The following is a 20957-nucleotide window of genomic DNA, read 5'->3' on the forward strand; positions in this document are numbered from 1 at the left end:
AACTAGCTCGTACGACCCGATTTTATCGGGGATGATAATCTTTTATCGCCATGCGGAGATGGCTCGTAAGGCTTGATTCTATCAGGGAAGAGGCATTTCAATCGCTGACAGGAGTCAACTCGTACGACCCGATTCTATCGGGGAAGAGACACTTCAATCGCTGACAGGAGTCAGCTCGTACGACCCGATTCTATCGGGGAAGAGACACTTCAATCGCTGACAGGAGTCAGCTCGTACGACTCATATCCGTTGGGGTTGTTTTTCTGCCAGTTCCAAGAGTCTCGGCACATGGTTTCTAGGTCGAGTTCAGCTTGCCAGTTTAGTTCTTTAAGGGCTTTGCTGGTGTCTGCATAAAATTCTGCGATGTCGCCCGCTCTGCGTGGGGCGATGTTGAATGGGATGGATTGGCCACTAGCGCGTTCAAATGCTTTCACTATTTCTAACACGCTATAGCCTTTACCCGCACCAAGATTGTAGGCTTGAATACTGGACTCTGTTTGTTGTGCTAGCTTTTGCAGCGCTTTGATATGGCCTAATGCTAGATCAACCACATGGATGTAGTCTCTAACCCCTGTGCCATCAATAGTAGGATAATCATCACCAAAGACACTAAGTTGCTCACGCTTTCCTACGGCTACTTGGGTAATAAAAGGCATTAGGTTATTGGGGATACCATTAGGATCTTCGCCAATTAGGCCACTTGGATGAGCGCCGATTGGGTTAAAGTAGCGCAGCATTGCAATGTTCCAGCGCGGATCTGCGGCGTAAGCGTCCTTTAAAAATTGCTCAATCATCACCTTGGTTCGACCATAGGGGCTGGTCGAAGATAAAGGCATTTCTTCAGTGTAAGGAATTGGGTTATTGTCACCGTATACGGTCGCCGAGGAACTGAATACTAGATTAAATATGTTGGCTTCTTGCATGCATTCCAGCAGAACTAGAGTACCTGTCAGGTTGTTATGGTAGTAGGTGAGTGGCTGTTGCGTTGACTCGCCAACTGCTTTTAATCCAGCAAAATGAATGACGGCGTCAATCGAGTGTTCTTTAAATACCTTGCTTAACGTAACTTGATCAAGCAGGTCCACTTCGTAGAAATGTAGCGATTTGTCGGCGATTTGCTCTACCCGTTGCAGGGATGCTGGATTCGCATTGCATAGATTATCAACAACGACTACATCGTAGTTTTGCTGCAGAAGTTCAACACAGGCATGACTGCCGATAAAGCCTGCACCACCAGTCACTAAGATTGTACGCATTTGTAAAAATTTCCCTATAAATCATCAAACTTTCAAACAAATCATTTACTATGGGGGCATAATACATGAAGCTGAGGTGGATTGTGCCAAACTGGTTACGTATTTTAATGCTTGGACGTCGTGTGCCATCGGTGTGGTTATTGCGGCCTTTATCAATTATTACTGCCTATTTGTTAGCGGTTAAAGCACCTGAATTGCCGACTCAGGGAGAGCGATTACTTTCTTATATCGGGTTGTCTGTGGTGCTGCTATGGTGTTTTATCTGGCTGGTTTGGCATCTACGCGATAGGTTAAGCAAACGTTAAAGAGACAAATTTTAGGAAAGGGAAACCTGTTGCTGACATCATCCAGCAAAGCGGTGTGAAATTTGGTGTCAACACTGGCAATCATGGTATTTAGGATGAATTGCCGTACATTTTTGTTATGTCTGCTTTGCAAAGAATAGCGTCGGTAAATTCGTAATGGATTGAGTGCATGCCTGCATTGCTTTTGTTATGATCCATTTATTTTGTGTAGATATGGAAATAGAGACAATTTATTATGGCTAAACCTTTAGATGAGCGTTTACATAAGGCTGCAAAAGCCCTAGAAAATCAGGACTTTGAAAAAGCAGAAAAGCACTATCGTAAGGCTTTAATGTCTTCGCCTAATAATTTGGCGGCAAATATTGGTTTTGTTGTTCTTTTGAATCGGTCAAATCGATCTGCTGATGCATTAATCAAACTCAAAACGTTGTGGCCAAAAGTTCAAAGTAATGAGTCTATCTCTAACGAGATAAAGGCGTCTGTATTGGTTCAGATTGGTATCGCGCACCAGCAAACAAACAATTTCAAGGAAGCATTGAAGGCCTTTCAAGCGTCTATGACGCTGGCTAAGAGCAAGGAAGCAGAAGTTTATATTAACAATTTGCAAAAAGTGATTAACAAGCCTTTGACGATCAATGAGGTGATTGCTCAAGCTCGCCAAAGTCATTCAAAAGGCAACGTTGATCAGGCTGGGAAATTGTACGAAGCGGCTCTGCAAATTAATGCTGACTCTCCTGATGCGTTGCATGGTATGTCTTTGGTGCTTCGTGATAAGGGGGCCAATGATAAAGCGCTCGCTTTTTTGCAGCAGGCGATTATTTTAGCGCCGGATCGTCCTGATTTTTATAATGATCTTGGTATGATGTTTCAAGACCGCGAGAACTTTACCAAAGCAATCACCTTCCATAAGCGGGCGTTAAGCTACAAAAATGATTTTCTGCCCGCTATGGTAAATTTGGGTGTTGCTTATAAACGAAGCGGCAATATTGAAGAGGCCATTAAAGCTTATCAAGGCGCTTTGCATATCAATCCTAATATGCCTGAAGCGCATAATAATTTAGGTAATTTATTGCGCTCTCAAGGTCGTTTAGAAGAAGCAAAGAGTAGTTTGTTAAAAGCGTTAGAGCTTCGACCTAATTATCCGGATGCGCTGTATAATTTGAATCAGCTACAGTCTGGTGCGGAGTAATACTCAACCATTGCAACGATTGAACCATAAAGTATGGCTTCAATCGTTGCTAATGTTTATTTTGAAAGTTGCTTTGTGCAAAGACTCTGTCAAGTCTCCCAAAAAGTATTTAACCAGTTATTCCAGCTTTCCAAGCCAAGTTCTTCTGCGATCAGTTCATACTCTTGATCATAGTACTCGCCTCTGGATTCTTCAGGCCAGTAGATAGACAGTCCATCACTTAAATCTAATGTTGATACATTCATTTCGATAACGTTATTCACTGCGGTAAGCATGTCATTTGCAGCGCTGAGGATATCTAAGTTAACGTCAAGTGTTGTCAGTGTATTGAGAAATGAGCTGATGTCGATGCTTTTGGTCTCGTAGTAGAATTTACTGTTTGAACGGGCAAGTTGTATCAGGGACCAGTCTGATTCTTGCGCCGTGCTGATGGTTGTGTCGACAAAACGCTCTAAAGTATCGCTTAATTCGGTGGTGTAAGAGGTTTTTAACTCAGACAAGGCGAGGGTGCTTAGCCCATTAAAGGCCTCTTGATAACTGTTTAGAATGGATTGCATGACGTTATCATCGGTTGTGTTGTCTGCTATTAGCTCACTAAATGCTGTGTAGTCGATGCCTTCATCCGGGACAATGTCCTGTGAAGCAATAATGGTGTCGGTGACGGATTGTAGTCCGACGATTGCTTCCATTGTTGCCATATTGCAGGCATCAAAAATTATCGTGTCAACAGAGCCAAGTTCGGTGCCCTCTAAGGCGGAATTAATGTCATTAATAGCTAGTGAGCTTCCTCGGTTTGAATAATCTATCCCGATGCCTTCGTAACCCAGCCCATGATCCCAAAGTGCCAATACATAGTTATCTGCACTGTAGCTTTGGGTAGACCAATCGATAAAGGTTGTCAGGTAGTTAGGATCGGTCATATTGAGCTCTCCAATACTAACTAAATCGGCACTTACGCTTTCCGAGTTTGCATTAATGCTGCCGTATCGGGTATCAGTCCAGTCGCCTTGGCTGGCATCATAGGTATCACTTCTGTCTAGTACCACGGTCGCGGAAATATTGCTGTTGGTTACGAGAGCTTGGATTTCCAGTAAGTCTTGTAAAGCATAGGTTTCAAGGTCATTGTCAGCGATCATATAAAACATAAAGTGCCACGTTTCATTTTGATTGTTTGACAAATATTGGATAGCCGTTTCAATCGTCGCGGAATCATCTGTAATGATGCTGAAGGCGTGGGAGAAACAGAGGGGGGCATGCAAGTGTTGCTGCGAGGTTTCAATTTGTTCCGATAAACTTGCTATGTTAATGAGCCGTTGTTGAAAGGCGTGCAGCCAATCCTCACTTGAGGTAACCGCTAAAAGGCTATTGGTGGCTTGGTAAAGTGTTTCTAGTCGAGAATGGCTTGTCAATAGGTCACTTAAATAGAGTTTTGCAGCACTGATCAGTGCTTCACTAGGTTGTAGCGTGTCCGGAAGAAGCCCTCTTATGACTTGGGTATTAAAGTCACTAACGCTGCTTGAATGCATCCAATTATTTTTATCCAAAAGGTCAGTTATAGCTGCGTTAGATGCTAAACCATTATTGAGATAGCTATGATTAATGGAAAGATATTCCTCTTCTGATAACGTATCGTCAATGTATATAGCGTAGATGGCATACAACGCATTTCGATTAATCATATATGTCCATTTTGGTTAAAATTAACTTGATACTGAGCCTTTTAAGTTATCTAATAAAATAGCATTTTTTTTAGAACTTTACCTGTTAAAGGAGATTAATATGGCAACAGTTCCAGGCGGAGTATTTGATGCCAGCAGCGTTTCGGCTGGTGATGGTACTGAAATATCAAGTTTTTTAGATTCGATTGGGCTGAGTGATGACAGTATCACGTCAATTACTAGTAGTGTTGGCACTGATCCTGTGACGATTGAGTCAGATGGTGAAGGTAGCTCATTGGGTACTACAAGTTTAGCGAACGTCCTTTCATCTTCACAGTCTGATACTATTGAGTTAACTGTTGAAGATGGTGCAACGAGTGTTACTGGCACTGTAACGGTAGAAGGTGGTGCATCGAAGAAAGTAGGAGTAACGACTTTCTCTGGTGATACTGTCGTTGGTGGTACTGGTACTGCTAATCTAACTACTGCTGATGGTGAGTCAGCAGGCTCTGTGACCGCAGCTAATGGTGTAACATTAACTTCTTCTGTATCAGAAATAACTGGTGAAAGCGCTGTTCAAACAGGCCAACAAGCAGTTTTGGATACAATTTTGAATCATGGGCTTGATTCAGTTGACCCTACAGTTGAAGGATATTATAAGCAAGCAGTTGCTAACCTGTTGAACGGAATTGACGACACTGTTAAATTTGCTTCTTACTCATTAGGTGGTGATGTTGTTGGACGTGCAGCAACTGAAGTAGATATCGTTGGTGCTGAGGCATCGACTGATACTACCAATGCTGCTTTGATTGATATCTTTGATCTAGATGATGGATCGACTGTCAACATCGAAAATATCGCGAAAGTGCTTCTCGCTGGTGATGGTAACCTTGTTGTCGCTGATGACACTGATACATATGTCAACGCAGATGCTACAAATCAGATGATCGCTGGTGGTGAGGGTAACGATACACTCATTGGTGGTGGTGGTACTGATACACTAGTAGGTGGTTCTGGTGATGATGTCTTTGGTTTTGATGCGATCGGTGATGTAACAATCAATGATTTCAGTGCAGGCGATAAGTTTGTATTTGATCACGATACATTGAACTCTCTAGATGATCTTGCAGATATCTTAATCAGTGCTGAAGACGTAGACGGTAACGCTGTTTACACATTCGATACTGGTGAATCAGATACTACTATCACCGTTGTTGGTGTATCGGTTTCAGACATTACAGCTGGTATGATTGACTTCGATCTTTAATTATTAAAGATTAAAGTTGCTGTATAGAAGCCCGCTCTTTTGCGGGCTTCTTTTTATTTGATTTGGTACTGTAATATATATGGATATTTTATTTATTCACCCTTCCTATCCTGGCCAATTCTCACGTATCGCTCCCATCATGGCAAAACTGCCAAATGTTAGCATTTGCGCTATGGGTGAAGATGTAAAAATTAAAGTGAATCCTGACACTTTAGATTACCCTTTAATTCAATATCGTATGCCTGAAAGCTCTGATACGTCAGGCGTCCATCACTTTGCGCAAAGTTATAATGAAGCATCTAAGCGCGCGACGGTGGTTGCTAACACGCTTATTCAGCACAAATACCAAGGCTATGAGCCAGATGTGATTTTTGTACACCCTGGATGGGGGGATTCGATCTTTTTGAAAGAAGTCTTTCCTCATGCCAAGATAATCGGTCTGTTAGAATACTATTATCATTTCAGAGGGGCAGATGTAGGCTTCGATGATGAGTTCCCATATTCGATGAACGATGTGTTTAATGTGCGTTCGTTGAATTCAGTGCATGCTATGGCACTTGAAACGCTTGACGAGTGTTTTTCTCCCACCCATTGGCAAAAGAGTCGCTTTCCTAAAGTTCATCAAGATAGAATACATGTGATACATGACGGCATTGATACGGATAAAATAACACCCAATAAGAATGCGCTGCTGACATTGCCAAGCGGATTAACTTTATCTTACCAAGATGAAGTGATCACGTTTGTTAACAGAGACTTAGAGCCTTACCGAGGCTACCACAAGTTCATGAGAGCGCTGCCTACTATCATGAAAGAGCGACCGAACTGCCAAGTTTTAATTATTGGTGGTGATGGGGCTAGCTATGGTAAAAAGGCACCAGATGGTAAAACTTGGAAGTCGATCTTTTTTGACGAAGTTAAGCATGAATTGGATCTCGACCGCATACATTTTACTGGTAAGCTTCCTTATCAAGATTTCTTAACTGCGCTACAGATTTCAAGTGCCCATGTCTATTTGACATATCCGTTTGTTTTATCCTGGTCTTTGTTAGAAGCCATGTCTGCTGGCTGTTTGGTGATTGGGTCGTCAACTGCGCCTGTTGAAGAGGTTGTAACACACGGTGAAAATGGTCTTCTAGTGCCATTTCATGATAGTGAGGCGTTGGCCAGTCAAGTAATTGAGGTTCTCAATCAGCCTGAGAAGTATGAAACATTACGTAATAAGGCCCGTCAAACAGTGATTGAAAAATATGATTTTAAAACGGTATCTCTACCTGCGTTTTTTGAACTGTTAAATTCAGATAATTAAAAAGGACTTCAAATGCCTATTTCTAGTTCAGTAAAGGGTTATGAAAATTTTGTCGCTAACTTAGTTAAATCACTTCCAATGGATGAGGCAATGGAGATTGCAGTTGGCGGAAATTATAAAGAAGTTGGCATGATAGAGGCCAAATTACTTTTAGAACTCGGTTTAAAACCAGGAATGAGAATGCTTGATCTTGGTTGTGGTAGTGGTCGATTATCGAGTCAGCTGTATCAAACCATAGAGAACCTTGATTACACTGGTATTGATATCGTTAGGAAGCTTTTAGAGTATGCTAAATCTAAAGCGCCTAATTATAATTTTGTATTATCTCAAGGTTTCAGGTTACCTATCGAATCAGATTCCTTAGATATGGTGTGTGCTTTCAGTTTATTTACACATCTACCGCATGCAGAAACGTTTATCTATCTTCATGAGTCACTAAGAGCATTAAAGCCAGGCGGGGTTTTAGTGTTTAGCTTTATTGAATTTTCTGAACCTGGTCACTGGTCTGTTTTTGAAACCACTCTTGAATCTACGATCAATGAAACAGTGACGCATACTAATGTATTTATTGAACGTAATGTAATCAAGTTATGGGCTGAAAAAATCGGCTTTGAGCTAAAAGGCTTTGTTGACGCGGGCCAACCTTTAATGGATGACAAACCATTGGGTCAATCTATTGCCATTCTTGTGAAGCCAAATAAGTAAATTCTGAGCTATGAAAAAAGTCTATACCTCTTCATTGGATTTATCACCTGTCATTTCGATGTTAGATGATGGTCAATACAACAAAGCAATATTGTATCTTCGGGAACAGCTTAATAGTTGTGATGATAATGAGTTTTCCAGTACTTACTTGATTCTTTTACTTATTACATACGATAGACTTAATGATGTCTTTCCAGTCTATCCAGATGTTTGCAAAGAGTTACAAGTTTCTACCGACAAACTTAAAAGTATTGCGCAAACGGTCTCGAGTATTGGAGTCGATATTCTATTTGAAAAAGTTTTGAAGCTGGCAAGCTCTTCTTTGCTCGATAGTCAGTTTATTGCCAAACAAATAGGCAGTAATTACCTTAGTCGACATGAGGCTGCTTTAGAAATATTTTTAGACATCAATGCTAGAATTCACCCAAATCCATTATTTGATGCCACTTATTATAAAGCTATCAATGAATTGGATAGTAGTACCGACGCGGTGATACATTATCTAGAAGAGGGAATGGCTCACAAGCTTCCAACACATAGGTTGATTGATCATGAATGGCTAAGGGGGAAGGTACCTGGCTTTGATAATCACCATTGTGCGATCGAATTCTATTGGAAGAAATGCTATCCCAATAGAATTCTACCTTTCGACAAAGGTAAAATAAAAACAGACGATAATGTTCTAAAACTATTTTTCTTAGGTGCTGGTTTTCCAAACTTGGCAAATGATGCAAATTTATTTGTTAAGAAAAAATATGGCCTTAATTTATTTGATGAACAATATAAAGGTGTAATCAAATTCTTTCAGACATTGGAGGCATTGCCAAGATTTATCCCGATGGATTTCACCCCTAAGGGGTACTTAGATTTACATCGTGATATCGAAAAAATATATAAAGATTCACCGATAGACAGTCTGTATCACTATCTTTCTCATGGAATAAAAGAGGGCAGGCCGTATAATTTCAGCGCTTTTTTCTCACCTAAATCTAAAAGCAAAAAGAAATTTGACACTTCATTAATTAGCTCTGTATCAAATAAAAAGCCTCTATGTGTGCTAATGCATTTGTATTATGCAGATTTATGGCCAGAACTGAAAAAGTATATTGATAATATTGATGTTGAATTTGATCTTCATATCAATATGGTGGATAGCACATGGTGTTTGGATACCATGCATGAGATCAGGCGTTCATATCCGAAATCCAATATCAAAATTTCTGTTAACGAAGGTAGAGATATAGGCGGTTATATATCACTCCTTCATGAAATTGATTTAGATAACTATGTTGGATTAGTGGTTATGCATGGTAAAAAAAGCCAGCATATATCAGAAAACCATATGATTACTTGGCGAACTAATCTTCTTAATGCCATTTTGGGCTCAAATGAGATCATAAAAAATAATATTTCAGCGCTTCTTTCCGATCAGCACATTGGGATCATTGGTGCGTCTGAGCATAAAGAAACAAGTCTTGGAGATAACACCAAACTTTATGATCAATTGCTAGATCAGTTCAATATCAGCGAAGAAAATAGGGGTTGTGAATATGTGTCAGGCACAATGATGATGATGAGGCCAGACATTATGAAAGTTGTATTTGATAAAGTGAAAGGCATGTCTTTTATCAATGCAGACAACAAGGGCTTGGATTTCTTGGTTGATGGGCAGCTAGAACACGCTATTGAGCGAGTGTTTGGTAATGTCATGAAAGAATTAGATTATAAGTTTTATTGGAATTAGTGTATGCGAATCTTTTTTGTTTTACATGACTTAAGCTTAACCGGCGCACCTAAAATTGGCTTGAAAATGGCTGAGTATTTCTCTGAATCAATAGAGACATTTTTGATCGCACGTCAGAGTGGGCCTTTAGGTGATCAAATTGACGACACCAAGTTTGCCAAAGTAATCGTTGATGACATGTTTCATGAAAGCATTAATCTGATTAGAGAGGATAGATTGAAGCTTGCTGTTGAGACAATTCAGGAGCATAGCCCAGATCTTATCTACGTTAACTCCATTGCAGCATCAGAATGGCTGTCAGCGGCAAAGAAGTGCAATACAAAATGCATTCTTCACGTGCATGAGATGAAAGAAGGAATTTTTGGGTTAGAGCAAAATAACTTATTTGATCCTTATGACTTTGAATATTGTGATCTCATTACCTTTGCATCTTTTGAAAGCCAAAGGGATTTTGAGTCTCTGTTTGGTGTGAATGCTGTGCATGTTAATTTTGGTGTAGGCATAAATTATGATGAAGTGCTTGCGTTGTCAAAACTAGTGCCTGACAGCTGTATTAATGCTCGAGGCTTGCCGTTTAAAAAAGCGGATACACGAAAAGTGTTCACAATGTGTGGCACAGCTGTTCACAGAAAGGGCAGTGATATATTCTGGGAGCTGGCTCGCTCACTTCCAGAGCATGATTTTATTTGGGTTGGGAGCTGGGATGACGATGACTTTGTCAGGTCTACTAACCCGGCATTGCCTTTGAATAAAAAGAACCCGCTTAAGAATTTGTATTGGTCTAATGCAACGAGTAATCCTGCGCCATTGATTCGATCTTCTGATATGTTTCTGCTGACATCACGAGAGGATCCTAATCCTCTAGTGGTACTAGAAGCCTTCGCTTTAGGGGTGCCTGTTGTTGCTTTCAGTGCTACTGGCAGTTCCTATCAGTTAACAAATAAATACGGTTATACGCTTTCTGGCGAGGCCAATTCGGACCGTTTGACAGCTTTTTGTAAACGCCTAATCGATTTTGATCGTGAGACATACGCTGTGTCTGTAGATCCATCAGAATTGGATCTAAAAAAGAAAACGACCGATTTGATTGCTTCGATTATAAGCAAGTTCTCTAATGCGGCCTAAGTGATTTCTTGCGACCGCTGGCATGTCGTTCGCGGTATTCCGTATCTATGTATCGATCCGTGGTGGCCATGCTTGCGTGGCCTGCGTCTTCGCGCACGTGCTCTTTAGGGCGAACTTTTACGTCTTCTGAAATTCCGGTGTGACGCAACCAGTGCACGGTAGCCACCCTTAGATCTTCCGCGTCAGATTTCAGACCATCATCACACATACGGTAGAAAGCCTGATCAAAACAATGTTGCACGATATTGCGTACTTGTCGTGAGCTGGTCATGGCGCCTTGCCCACGAGTTTTCGGAATGAGGGCGGTTTGCTCTGCCACGGTTGGTAAATCTGGAAGCTGGCGAAAACGGCGATAGCGAATCAATGCATTGAGCATTTCATCTGATACGCTAACTAGGCGCTCTTTATTGCCTTTCGATAAAACTTTGAACCACCAGTTGCCGTCGGCGTCTTTAATAAAATCGCCCATTATTGGTGCTGATCGTTCATCCGCAACCAATTCAGAAATACGCAGATACATCCCAAGTAGTGCATTCATAATGAACAAAGTGCGCTCATGGGTGACTGGGTCTTCTTCAGCCATTAATTCAGCGGTTTCAATGACATAATCCCATTGTAAGTTAGAGATGCGTCGTACTTGGCGGCGCGTGACTTCCTTTTTAACAAACTTACTTTTTTGACGTATCAAAGCGACGGGGTTTTGTTGCACCGCTTCTTCCTGCATTAAAAAGCCATAGTAGGATGATAAAATAGAGAAGGTAGCACGAATCGCAGCTTGCGATAGGGAATATTGCTGTGACAATGGCACCTGGCCATTACGAAAGTCTAACTTTGATACGTGTGCGACAAATGGACGCCATTCATCATTAGGCACTCGTTCTCCCATTTTGTTTTTGAAGCGTGCGACGTTTTTGGTGCCAATCCAATCTTCTGGAGGTGCGTTACAGAAATGGATAAATTCTTCGATTTGATCACGGCGCAATGCCAGAGCCGGTGATTCAACCACAAACCAAGCCCAAAGCAAGAGTCTCTCTACTTCACGACGATAAGAATTAAAAGTTGCTTGAGAACCGTTGTAACTGTAAATAAAACAAAGCGCTAGTTGTAAGTCTCGTTGGTAATCAACTTTACTAAGTTGTGGGATGTCGTTTTGCAAAGACCCCAAAATACCATGAAACTGTGTAAATGGATTAGGCAAGTGTTCTAAGTTGTCAATTAACGGAAGTGGGGCTTTCATTTAAATCGCTTTGCACAAAAATTCATAAGTGATAACTAAAATTTACGACCTTCTTTAAAGCCGTACTTTAAAAAGTGATGATATGGATCAACTTCTGCTGCTTGAACATCAGGGTTGAGCGCCAAATACTTTTCTGGATCAAAATTAAATGTCTCTCGAGAAACATTGTCACTTAAAGTCGATATCTGGTAGCCATTGACAACGTTTGGTTTTAATTCATTTGTAAAAAGATCAAAGACTTTTCTCCAATGAAAATAGCCAGCATGAGGGGTGCTCAGCATGGGTGTATAATATGCGCAGTCGTCGAAATAAAAATGAGTGACTTGTGACCATCTAGTTCGACTCATGTTCTGGTGTAAGGCCCCACCATGAACAAGATTAGAAGCCCAAATCAAGCATTGCCCTTTTTTCGCGTGAAAAAATTGTTTTTCAACTCCGTAGACAGCAGCATAGGCCTCCCATGCACTGGCAAAGCGTCTTTGCAAAAGTTTGAGATCTTCAGTTGAATGACATCCAATATCGATATTGGTTAAAGCTGGCCACTTATGAGAACCTGGATAATAAAAAATTGGTCCATTCTCTTCATCAATGTCCTCTAGTGCTAGCCACACGCCAGCCATGAACTTATGTGGCAGCGAGTCAAAATGTATATGGTCTGAGTGAGCTCCTTGCTGGGTACCTGATGGAAAGTTCAAGGTTTGAAATGGAAATGCCTTGCGCCCATACACATTTGTTAAAATCTCTATAATGGTTTTATTTGATGCTATGCGTTTAACTTCTTCAATTTCAACGGCATCTTGCAACCTTAATCCTGGTCTTAGTTTTCCTTCAGGACTGTTAGCAATAAAATGTTTGGTTAATTTCGATATTAAGCTGTTTGCTATACTGTCGAAATTATCCTCTGGAAAATCAAACACACAGAAGCCATCTTCCCTTAATTTTTGAGAAATGTGTAATTCAAGTTCTGACAGCGCTTTACCATCCTCGAAGGGGTTCTCAAATCTTGGAATTTCTAGACTAAAATCAGCTTTCATTCCTTTTCCTTTTTTAAAACTTCAATGTTGAGTATTTAAATGTAAAAGCCCTCTAAAGTTGAGGGCTAAAGTAACGAATTATTCAATATATCTGTGTTATGCTGTGATGCTATTGAATAGGTCAAAGTAAGTCGGGAAGGTTTTTGATGTACAGCCTGGGTCATTGATCGTTACAGGGGTGTCAGAAAACGCTACCAAAGAGAAACACATCGCAATACGGTGATCGTTGTAAGTATCGATAGCTGCGTGCTGTAAAGTCTCAACTGGTGTAACGGTGATGTAGTCTTCACCTTCTACCACATCCGCACCAAGCTTTTTAAGTTCAGTGGCCATGGCGTATAAACGGTCGGTTTCTTTTACGCGCCAGTTGTAGATATTACGAATCGTTGTAGGGCCTTTAGCAAACAACGCCGTTGTCGCAATAGTCATCGCAGCATCAGGAATGTGGTTCATATCCATATCAATGCCATTTAACTCACCACGTTCCGATTCAATCCATGTTGGTCCGTATGTGATTTTTGCGCCCATTTTTTCAAGCACTTCAGCAAATTTGACATCGCCTTGTACGCTTTCAGAACCAACACCACGAACTTTAATTTTGCCCCCAGCAATCGCTGCTGCCGCAAGGAAGTAAGAAGCAGAGGATGCGTCACCTTCCACCATGATTTCGCCCGGGCTTTGGTAAGTCTGGTTGCCTTTGATTACAAACGCTTCGTAATTTTGATTCTCAACTTCTACACCAAACTGCTTCATGACAGACAATGTTATGTCGATGTATGGCTTGGAAACCAGTTCACCATCAACTTTAATGGTTAAGTCGCCTTTTGCTAATGGCGCACTCATCAAAAGAGCTGTCAGGAATTGGCTAGAAATATTGCCTTTTATCGATACTTCACCACCTAGGATACCATTAGCTTTGATCAAAAGCGGAGGATAGTCTTTGTTATCTTCGTATTGAACATCAACACCTAGATCTACTAGCGCATCCACCAAATCACCAATTGGGCGCTCATGCATACGTGGTTCACCGTGTAAACGGTATTCACCCGTGCCAAGGCACAATGCTGCTGTCAGTGGGCGCATTGCTGTACCTGCGTTACCTAGGAACAGATCAGCATATTCAACATTTATTGGACCGCCAAGGCCTTCTAAAATACAAGTGCGACCTTCATCTTCCAGTTGATAGTTCACTCCCATGGTTTTAAGTGCATTCAGCATGTGCTTAATGTCATCACTGTCTAGCAAATTTGTGATTTTAGTCGTGCCTTTTGCAAGTGTGGCAAGCAGGAGAATACGGTTTGATAAGCTTTTCGAACCAGGGATTTGGATTTCGCCATTGGCGCTATTAAGGGGACCAAGTGTTAGGGAGTTCATGAATCTATCCATACCAAAGGAAGTGAGGTATCAAAATACAACTTCGTTATTTTCTTACATTTCTTCGTACGATACGTTTACTCGTGGCTGACTGCAACCGTTTTACGAGCTTATTAATGGTCTTGATTAATGTTTGTACGCATTGTGTTTAATGGTTCGTATAACTGGGTTGTGATTGCGTAAAGATTAGTAACATGTCAATGACTACTCTGGTTGAGTGCCTATATTATTCAGTGAGTTTGATCACTAGCCATCCACCATGTGAGGTAAGTTGCCATGGCCATAACATTGAAGAAAACGCTTATTATTGTTGCTTTAGGTACGTTGCTTGTTGCCAATTCTAGTTTTGCGCTAGAGGCGCCGAAGGGGCGCGTTATTTTAACGGTATCGGGCAACATATCGGAGACAAATAGCTCATTTGGCGCTCAGTTTGATCGTGAAATGCTCATGGCACTTGGAAAGCAAGAGCTGATGACCGATACCCCTTGGACGGACGGCATCAATACGTTTAACGGACCATCTCTTAAGTCTTTGTTAGAAGCGGTTGGGGCAAATGGAAATAATTTAGCCGTTACAGCCTTGAATGACTACACAGCAAATGTCCCCTCTAAAGATGCTTATGATCATGATGTCATGCTGGCCATGGATATGAACGGTAAGCAGATGTCCGTTAGGGATAAAGGCCCGCTATTTGTTTTATACCCTTTCGCTAATGACCCATCTCTCGATAACGAGGTAATACATAACCGTTCTGTGTGGCAAGTTAAAAGTATAACGGTTCAATAGGGATGTAGCCACGATGAGATGGAGAGGGGGTAATTATAAATATGGACGTTTTATTAGTCTTTTAGTGGCTGCTGCTGCAGTATTTTTGGTAATAATTATACTGCTTTATCTACAATTATTAGATCGGCAAAAAGAGTTGCTCTCTGCAGCAGAAGAAGACGCGTTATGGGCCTCCTATCAGCTGGATCGAGAAGCATTAAAGTTTAGGAATTCTATTCGTTTGTGGGCTTACACAAGAAACTCTGATGGAGCCACTGAAAAACTAGAAGAGGCAAAATTAAGATTCGATATTCTATACAGCCGCATGAATGTTATTTCGTCAGGTCAGTTGAAAGATTTATTTAATAAATTAGAACGATCTGACGAGTATCGTCATAGTTTAAATGCGGCTATGCATACCGTTGACAATACTTTGTTTGTTAATGATCCAAGTACGATCGATGTCGAGCAGATTAAGAGCGAGGTTGCTGTCTTACTGTCTGTCACGGAAGACATTGTTTTTGCCGCCCTTGAACGTAGGTCTAAAGATAAGGTCTATGAGCGAGAATATTTATACAGTTTATACCACTATCTGGGTGTGCTTGTAGCGTGCTTAACATTGGTTATGTTGCTAATTATAGGCATGTTAGTTAAACAGATAGCCCTAAGTATCAAGTCGTATCAAGAAACTAAAGCTTTGGCTAATGAATTGCAAGTGACTGCGACCGCTGCACAAGCGGCTACTCAGGCCAAGACAGACTTTCTAGCGACCATGAGTCATGAAATCAGAACGCCTATGAATGCCATACTCGGTATGTCTCATTTAGTTTTGGACTCTGATTTACAAGCTAAGCAGCGCAATCAAATTTTGAAGATCCAAAGCTCTGCAAACAATTTGCTACATATTATTAATGATATTTTGGATTTCTCGAAAGTTGAGTCTGGAAAGCTTGAGCTTGAGTCTGCACCATTTAAACTCGATGATGTCTTGGAGTACTCGTACCAAGTCTGCAGAACAGCCGCAGAGGAAAAACAGCTTAATTTTACTGTTTCTAGAAATTTTCAATTACCTGATGTTTGGCTAGGCGACCCTAACAAGCTAAAACAAGTTTTGGTTAATCTTCTTGGTAATGCTGTTAAGTTCACCAATGAGGGGTCGGTTTCGTTAATGACTTCTTTAGACAAAGACTGTCTAAAATTTACAGTGGTCGATACCGGTATTGGCATAGATACAACAAACGATATATTTGAAGGTTTTAGTCAAGCTGACACCAGCACAACACGATTGTACGGTGGTACGGGGCTAGGGCTGGGCATATCTAAGAGAATAATCGAGCTTATGGGAGGAGAAATTTGCTTTGAAAGTAGTTTAGGTAAAGGGTCAACTTTTTACGTAACACTCCCTCTTGAAGCAATGGAACAAGCTACCGAGGCTGAGTTGAGCGAAAGTGTGTGTGTCTGGGAAGACGATCTGATTGCTCTCGATATAGTAAGACAATTAAACATAAGTCATATAGCGATCACCAAAAACCATGTGGCTAGCATGCAACAAATTCTCATTCTAAGTGAAAAAGCATGCCTAAATATCGATTCGCAATGTGAAGCTGCCTTTAACAAAATATTCAGTGGGAGGGTTTATTTATATGGTAATTCTATTAAGAGGAGTGTTTTCAACTGGCGAAGAATTAGTTTATTCACAAAGTTAAAGCTTAACAGTTGTATCAATTTTATACCTAACATAGATAGTCATGAGACAAATATATTAGGTCAATACCATGAATGCGATAGTCTTTTAGGAAAACGAATTTTGCTCGCAGAAGATAATCCGATTAATACGGAAATAGCTTCAGCCCTATTAGAGAAGCTAGGGGTTATCGTAACGACTGCTAAAAATGGTGAAGAAGCTGTCAAAGCTGCTAAGTGTGGTCTATTTGACTTAATTTTGATGGACGTGCAAATGCCTGTATTGGACGGTTACCAAGCCACACAGGCAATTATCCAGCACTGTGGTGAACAATGTCCTCCGATACTGGCATTAACAGCGGGAGTACTGGAATCAGATAAACAAGTTGCTATGAACTCAGGCATGTGTGATTTTTTGACTAAACCTTTAGATCCTCTTCTTTTACTCAATAAACTTGAAGAGTGGTTGCTGAACCAGCCTGTTGATTCAAGCATAAATGAATTGCCTAATGCAAAACGTGTCCTCGCATCTGATGCTGGTTTATATAGGGTTGGCGGAGATCAGAAGAGATACCTTGAGTTGCTGCATAGGTTTTCTAAGTTGCTCTTACCTTTTACCGTTCATAACTCTTCCGTTATCCCTATGACATCTTATGAACTTCACAGTATTAAAGGCAGTGCTGCTAATATTGGTGGTGAACAATTTGCCTTTCAGGTGGCTCAATTGGAAAAAGATTTAGCTGAAAATGGTAACACTGGCTGCAAACAGCATACTGTTCAAATCATGAGAGTTAGAGACGCTGCTGAAGAGCTAATGAAGCAAGTTACTACATATATAACGGATAGAGAAATTGTTTCAGAATGTTCATCCAATGCAGAGCCAAAAGCTGTGCAGTCAACAGATGAAATTAAGTTTAGTTTAAGTGAAATCATCAAAGAACTTGAAATGGGTGCTTCAGATGTCTCTGGAAAGCTAATTGTTTTATTTGATCAAGTGGATCAGCAAAATGCACGTGTATTAAGATATGTTCAGGCTAAAATCGAAAATTATGACTATGATATTGCAATTGAGCAGCTCGAAAATCTAAAGAACGCTTTGTAGGTGAAGGTAAAAAGAATGGTAAATTTAGACTACTTAAACGATCCATCAATGGATGTCGAGCGCACATGTGAAAGATCGAAAATATTAGTTGTCGATGACATGGCTGATAATATCAACATTCTTAAGGGTATTTTACAGGAACACTATGACGTACTTGTCGCAAAGAGTGGAAAACTGGCTTTGTCAATTGTTGCTGCCCAAAAGCCTGACCTTATATTGCTGGACATCATGATGCCTGAAATGAACGGGTATCAGGTCTGTGAAATGATTAAGCAAGACCCGCAGACTGCCCACATCCCCGTCATCTTCATAACTGCCATGACTTCTATTGAAGATGAGCAGGAGGGGTTCGAAGTAGGGGCAGTTGATTTTATTACCAAACCCATTACGCCACTTACTACATTAGCAAGAGTTTCAAACCATTTAACGCTTTCCCAACAGAACAAACGAAATCGCTTGATTATAGAGGAGAGAACTTCTCAATTAAGAGAAGCCTTGTACTCTGCTGTTAAAATGTTAAGTGAAGCAGGCACGTATAATGACGAAATGACTGGAAGTCACATGTGGCGCATGGCTGATTATTGTGCCGTTTTAGCAAGAAAAATTGGTTGGAACGACGGTCAAGTTGAGAACCTTAGATTGGCCGCACCAATGCATGATACAGGCAAAATTGGTATACCAGATAGTATTTTGAAAGCGCCTAGAAAATTAACCAATGAAGAGTGGGAGATCATGAAGCAGCATCCTGTCATTGGCGCAAACATACTTGGTAACAGTGAGGCGCCACTGTTTAAAATGGCTGCTGAAGCATCACTTGGACATCATGAGAGGTGGGATGGCTCAGGTTACCCTTCAGGATTAAAAGGAAAGCAGATTCCAATAACGGCTCGGATCGTTGCCATTGCAGATGTGTTTGATGCCTTGACTATGGAGAGGCCATATAAAAAAGCTTGGTCGATTGAAGAGGCTTATCAATACCTTAAGGAAAACTCGGGCGCTTACTTCGATCCTGAGTTGGTAGATGCATTTATTCTACAAGATGAAGAGGTGAGGCTAGTGAAGGCAAAATGGGATGAAGCGAGTGAAAAGGAAGCAAGAGGTTAAGGGAAAAATAGGGTATTCGTGCATAGAACTCGTTCCTAATGCGCGGATGTATTGTTTTCATATTAACCACAACATTTTTTATACTTTTTGCCAGACCCACAAACGCAAGGGTCGTTGCGTCCAACCTTGGCATTATCTGGGGCAACGTAAGGAGTATGTCCTTGAATTTCATGCTCGCCTGAGATGTACAACCATTGACCGTTTTTCTTCTCGAAAAGAGATCGCTCTGATAAACGTCCAGTATTCGAACCTTCTTTGAAATGCGCCGCAAATTCTACCATTCCAGTTTTGTCCTTTGGACCACCATCTTCGGTAGCAATGATTTCAAGTTGAACCCATTGGGTAGCACCGTTGCTATCTTGTATTTCATCGGCTGTTTGCCCAGTGTCTTCTTTCAGATTCTGGGTTTTGGCAATGTAGTCGAAGTTCTGAAGTGCGAAAGCGCTGTAGCGTGATCGCATTAAGGCTTCGGCAGTAGGAGCCGTGCCAGGGTTGTTATGGTACATTCCACAACACATTTCATAATGTGCTTTTGATCCGCAGGGACATTGAGCAGGTGGAGTCATTCACATTCCTTCATCGCCAAGTTCTTGTTTAGATGCGTATAATACCCGTTTTAAACAAACCGAACAGGACTAATTTGTGAGTAACAGTGCGACAACATCGTTTTTTTGGTACGACTTTGAAACTACCGGAGTGGATCCCGCCAAAGATAGACCAATGCAGTTCGCTGGTATTCGCACGGATTTGGACTTTAACCCAATCGGTGAGCCCATCATGCTTTACTGTAAGTTAGCTGATGATGTGTTACCTCACCCTGATGCATGCTTGCTAACGGGCATTACCCCGCAAGATGCCATTAGAGAAGGTCTAAAAGAATCCGCGTTTGTTAAACAAATTGAACAGGAGCTTTCCGTTCCAGGAACCTGTTCTTTAGGTTACAACACTCTGCGCTTTGATGACGAAGTGGTCCGAAATAGCTTCTACCGTAACTTTATCGACCCATACGCAAGGGAATGGCAAAACGGTTGTTCCCGCTGGGATGTTATTGATCTGGTGCGTATGACTTATGCCATGCGCCCTGAGGGTATAAAGTGGCCTAAAAAAGAAGATGGAAGCTACTCGTTTAAGTTAGAAGATCTGACTAAGGCAAATGGGATCGCTCACGAACAGGCCCATGACGCCTTATCAGATGTTCATGGCACTATCGCCATGGCCAAGTTGATTAAGGAAACTCACCCAAAACTCTTCGATTACTACTTTGCTATGCGTGAAAAGTCCGCGTTGCAACAATTTGTCGATCCGGTTCGTATGAAGCCATTTTTACATATTTCGGGAATGTTTGGGCATGAGAAAAAATTTGCTGCGTTTGTTGCTCCGTTAGCACCGCATCCATCCAATAAAAATGGTGTTATTGTGTATGACCTTATGGAAGATGCGCAGCCGCTAATTGATCTATCCGTTGAAGACATTCAGCGCCGCGTTTTTTCGACAAAAGAAGAGTTGGCCGAAGAAACACGACTTCCGCTGAAAGTTATTCATTTGAATAAATGTCCAGCTGTGGCGCCGGCTACTTTCCTAAAAGATGAAAAAGTTGTGCAACGGCTTAATTTGGACGGTGATATTTGCCGCAAAAACTTGTCACTGTTAAAAAATGCTCCTGGACTTGCTGCTAAGTTGTCCAATGTCTTTATGCAAGCTTTTGAAAAGATCGACAAAGATCCAGATTTAATGCTCTATAGCGGCGGCTTCTTTTCCCGTGATGACAAACAACGAATGGATGAGATACGCTCGACCCCAAGCGATATTTTAGGGGAATTGGAACTGACGTTTGATGATCGTCGTTTGCCTGAAATGTTTATGAGGTATCTTGCTAGAAACTATCCTGAGCAAATGAACAGTCAGCAGAGGGAAGAGTGGGAAGAGTATCGACGCGTACGACTGCTAGAAGCAGACGGCGGCGGAAGTATCACCATGGACCAATATTTTAAGCGTCTTAATGAATTGGCGCTGGATGAAAGTCTACCTGATAGTAAGCGCATCATGCTGCAAGACTTAGCGGATTATGCCCAAGGCATTTATCCATATTAATAATCGGCC

17 protein-coding genes are annotated in these 20957 nt (G+C 41.2%); 11 read left to right on the top strand and 6 right to left on the bottom strand.

The window, feature by feature from the left end:
* Window positions 1-209: 209 nt before the first annotated feature.
* Entirely contained in the window at window positions 210-1256 is a 1047-nt protein-coding gene (galE, locus tag ACXAC1_RS16775; RefSeq protein ID WP_475062946.1) for a UDP-glucose 4-epimerase GalE, read from the bottom strand.
* Window positions 1257-1321: 65 nt separating this feature from the next.
* Here galE and ACXAC1_RS16780 point away from each other — a divergent pair, with 65 nt between their 5' ends.
* A complete protein-coding gene (locus ACXAC1_RS16780; RefSeq protein ID WP_475062947.1) occupies window positions 1322-1561 on the top strand; it encodes a hypothetical protein in 240 nt (79 codons plus the stop codon).
* A 235-nt stretch (window positions 1562-1796) separates the two neighbouring features.
* Entirely contained in the window at window positions 1797-2750 is a 954-nt protein-coding gene (locus tag ACXAC1_RS16785) for a tetratricopeptide repeat protein (protein WP_475062948.1), read from the top strand.
* An 89-nt stretch (window positions 2751-2839) separates the two neighbouring features.
* Here ACXAC1_RS16785 and ACXAC1_RS16790 read toward each other — a convergent pair whose 3' ends face one another.
* Window positions 2840-4429 carry a clostripain-related cysteine peptidase gene (locus ACXAC1_RS16790; protein WP_475062950.1) on the bottom strand — a complete coding sequence of 530 codons (1590 nt, stop codon included), beginning with the start codon at window positions 4427-4429 and terminating at the stop codon, window positions 2840-2842.
* A gap of 100 nt (window positions 4430-4529) precedes the next feature.
* Here ACXAC1_RS16790 and ACXAC1_RS16795 point away from each other — a divergent pair, with 100 nt between their 5' ends.
* The 5 genes from ACXAC1_RS16795 to ACXAC1_RS16815 all read left to right on the top strand — a co-directional run bounded on the left by ACXAC1_RS16795 (window position 4530) and on the right by ACXAC1_RS16815 (window position 10558).
* Window positions 4530-5675 (top strand): calcium-binding protein, encoded by a 1146-nt coding sequence (locus ACXAC1_RS16795; RefSeq protein WP_475062951.1) that lies wholly within the window; start codon window positions 4530-4532, stop codon window positions 5673-5675.
* Window positions 5676-5754: 79 nt separating this feature from the next.
* A complete protein-coding gene (locus ACXAC1_RS16800) occupies window positions 5755-6984 on the top strand; it encodes a glycosyltransferase family 4 protein (protein ID WP_475062953.1) in 1230 nt (409 codons plus the stop codon).
* 12 nt (window positions 6985-6996) lie between these two features.
* Complete coding sequence (locus ACXAC1_RS16805) at window positions 6997-7689, top strand: class I SAM-dependent methyltransferase (RefSeq protein WP_475062954.1); 693 nt, start codon at window positions 6997-6999, stop codon at window positions 7687-7689.
* A 10-nt stretch (window positions 7690-7699) separates the two neighbouring features.
* A complete protein-coding gene (locus ACXAC1_RS16810) occupies window positions 7700-9433 on the top strand; it encodes a rhamnan synthesis F family protein (protein ID WP_475062956.1) in 1734 nt (577 codons plus the stop codon).
* Between the two features lie 3 nt (window positions 9434-9436).
* Window positions 9437-10558: a glycosyltransferase gene (locus ACXAC1_RS16815; protein WP_475062957.1), complete on the top strand. Its 1122-nt coding sequence runs from the start codon at window positions 9437-9439 to the stop codon at window positions 10556-10558.
* Here the strand turns inward: ACXAC1_RS16815 and ACXAC1_RS16820 are convergent.
* The 3 genes from ACXAC1_RS16820 to aroA all read right to left on the bottom strand — a co-directional run bounded on the left by ACXAC1_RS16820 (window position 10545) and on the right by aroA (window position 14203).
* The gene (locus ACXAC1_RS16820; protein ID WP_475062959.1) at window positions 10545-11795 is read right to left on the bottom strand and encodes a tyrosine-type recombinase/integrase; all 1251 of its coding nucleotides are present in this window, start codon (window positions 11793-11795) and stop codon (window positions 10545-10547) included. The genes ACXAC1_RS16815 and ACXAC1_RS16820 overlap by 14 nt on opposite strands.
* Window positions 11796-11830: 35 nt before the next feature.
* On the bottom strand, window positions 11831-12829 hold the full coding sequence (locus ACXAC1_RS16825) for a phytanoyl-CoA dioxygenase family protein (protein WP_475062960.1): 999 nt from the start codon (window positions 12827-12829) through the stop codon (window positions 11831-11833).
* A 96-nt stretch (window positions 12830-12925) separates the two neighbouring features.
* Window positions 12926-14203, bottom strand: a complete 1278-nt coding sequence (gene aroA, locus ACXAC1_RS16830) for a 3-phosphoshikimate 1-carboxyvinyltransferase (protein ID WP_475062961.1) — start codon at window positions 14201-14203, stop codon at window positions 12926-12928.
* Between the two features lie 276 nt (window positions 14204-14479).
* On the opposite strand from aroA, the gene ACXAC1_RS16835 reads away from it, so the two are divergent.
* Genes ACXAC1_RS16835 through ACXAC1_RS16845 form a run of 3 tightly spaced genes read left to right on the top strand, consistent with a single transcriptional unit; the run spans window position 14480 to window position 18857 of the window.
* On the top strand, window positions 14480-14989 hold the full coding sequence (locus tag ACXAC1_RS16835) for a putative pterin-binding protein (protein ID WP_475062963.1): 510 nt from the start codon (window positions 14480-14482) through the stop codon (window positions 14987-14989).
* Window positions 14990-15002: 13 nt separating this feature from the next.
* A complete protein-coding gene (locus ACXAC1_RS16840) occupies window positions 15003-17753 on the top strand; it encodes a hybrid sensor histidine kinase/response regulator (RefSeq protein WP_475062965.1) in 2751 nt (916 codons plus the stop codon).
* A gap of 15 nt (window positions 17754-17768) precedes the next feature.
* The gene (locus tag ACXAC1_RS16845; RefSeq protein WP_475062967.1) at window positions 17769-18857 is read left to right on the top strand and encodes an HD domain-containing phosphohydrolase; all 1089 of its coding nucleotides are present in this window, start codon (window positions 17769-17771) and stop codon (window positions 18855-18857) included.
* 62 nt (window positions 18858-18919) lie between these two features.
* Here the strand turns inward: ACXAC1_RS16845 and ACXAC1_RS16850 are convergent, their stop codons facing one another.
* Entirely contained in the window at window positions 18920-19423 is a 504-nt protein-coding gene (locus ACXAC1_RS16850) for a YchJ family protein (protein WP_475062969.1), read from the bottom strand.
* 76 nt (window positions 19424-19499) lie between these two features.
* Here ACXAC1_RS16850 and sbcB point away from each other — a divergent pair, with 76 nt between their 5' ends.
* Window positions 19500-20948: an exodeoxyribonuclease I gene (gene sbcB, locus ACXAC1_RS16855; RefSeq protein ID WP_475062970.1), complete on the top strand. Its 1449-nt coding sequence runs from the start codon at window positions 19500-19502 to the stop codon at window positions 20946-20948.
* Window positions 20949-20957: the final 9 nt, after the last annotated feature.

Source organism: Marinomonas sp. AWM4_232, from assembly GCF_056158325.1.

Bases quoted from the DNA above. Each gene is read 5' to 3' on its own strand.
- ACXAC1_RS16845 (WP_475062967.1), top strand. From the start codon at position 17,769: ATGGTAAATTTAGACTACTTAAACGATCCATCAATGGATGTCGAGCGC.
- ACXAC1_RS16810 (WP_475062956.1), top strand. From the start codon at position 7,700: ATGAAAAAAGTCTATACCTCTTCATTGGATTTATCACCTGTCATTTCG.
- ACXAC1_RS16800 (WP_475062953.1), top strand. From the start codon at position 5,755: ATGGATATTTTATTTATTCACCCTTCCTATCCTGGCCAATTCTCACGT.
- ACXAC1_RS16805 (WP_475062954.1), top strand. From the start codon at position 6,997: ATGCCTATTTCTAGTTCAGTAAAGGGTTATGAAAATTTTGTCGCTAAC.
- galE (WP_475062946.1), bottom strand. From the start codon at position 1,256: ATGCGTACAATCTTAGTGACTGGTGGTGCAGGCTTTATCGGCAGTCAT.
- ACXAC1_RS16840 (WP_475062965.1), top strand. From the start codon at position 15,003: ATGAGATGGAGAGGGGGTAATTATAAATATGGACGTTTTATTAGTCTT.
- ACXAC1_RS16795 (WP_475062951.1), top strand. From the start codon at position 4,530: ATGGCAACAGTTCCAGGCGGAGTATTTGATGCCAGCAGCGTTTCGGCT.
- ACXAC1_RS16815 (WP_475062957.1), top strand. From the start codon at position 9,437: ATGCGAATCTTTTTTGTTTTACATGACTTAAGCTTAACCGGCGCACCT.
- ACXAC1_RS16820 (WP_475062959.1), bottom strand. From the start codon at position 11,795: ATGAAAGCCCCACTTCCGTTAATTGACAACTTAGAACACTTGCCTAAT.
- ACXAC1_RS16780 (WP_475062947.1), top strand. From the start codon at position 1,322: ATGAAGCTGAGGTGGATTGTGCCAAACTGGTTACGTATTTTAATGCTT.
- ACXAC1_RS16850 (WP_475062969.1), bottom strand. From the start codon at position 19,423: ATGACTCCACCTGCTCAATGTCCCTGCGGATCAAAAGCACATTATGAA.
- aroA (WP_475062961.1), bottom strand. From the start codon at position 14,203: ATGAACTCCCTAACACTTGGTCCCCTTAATAGCGCCAATGGCGAAATC.
- ACXAC1_RS16790 (WP_475062950.1), bottom strand. From the start codon at position 4,429: ATGATTAATCGAAATGCGTTGTATGCCATCTACGCTATATACATTGAC.
- ACXAC1_RS16785 (WP_475062948.1), top strand. From the start codon at position 1,797: ATGGCTAAACCTTTAGATGAGCGTTTACATAAGGCTGCAAAAGCCCTA.
- ACXAC1_RS16825 (WP_475062960.1), bottom strand. From the start codon at position 12,829: ATGAAAGCTGATTTTAGTCTAGAAATTCCAAGATTTGAGAACCCCTTC.
- ACXAC1_RS16835 (WP_475062963.1), top strand. From the start codon at position 14,480: ATGGCCATAACATTGAAGAAAACGCTTATTATTGTTGCTTTAGGTACG.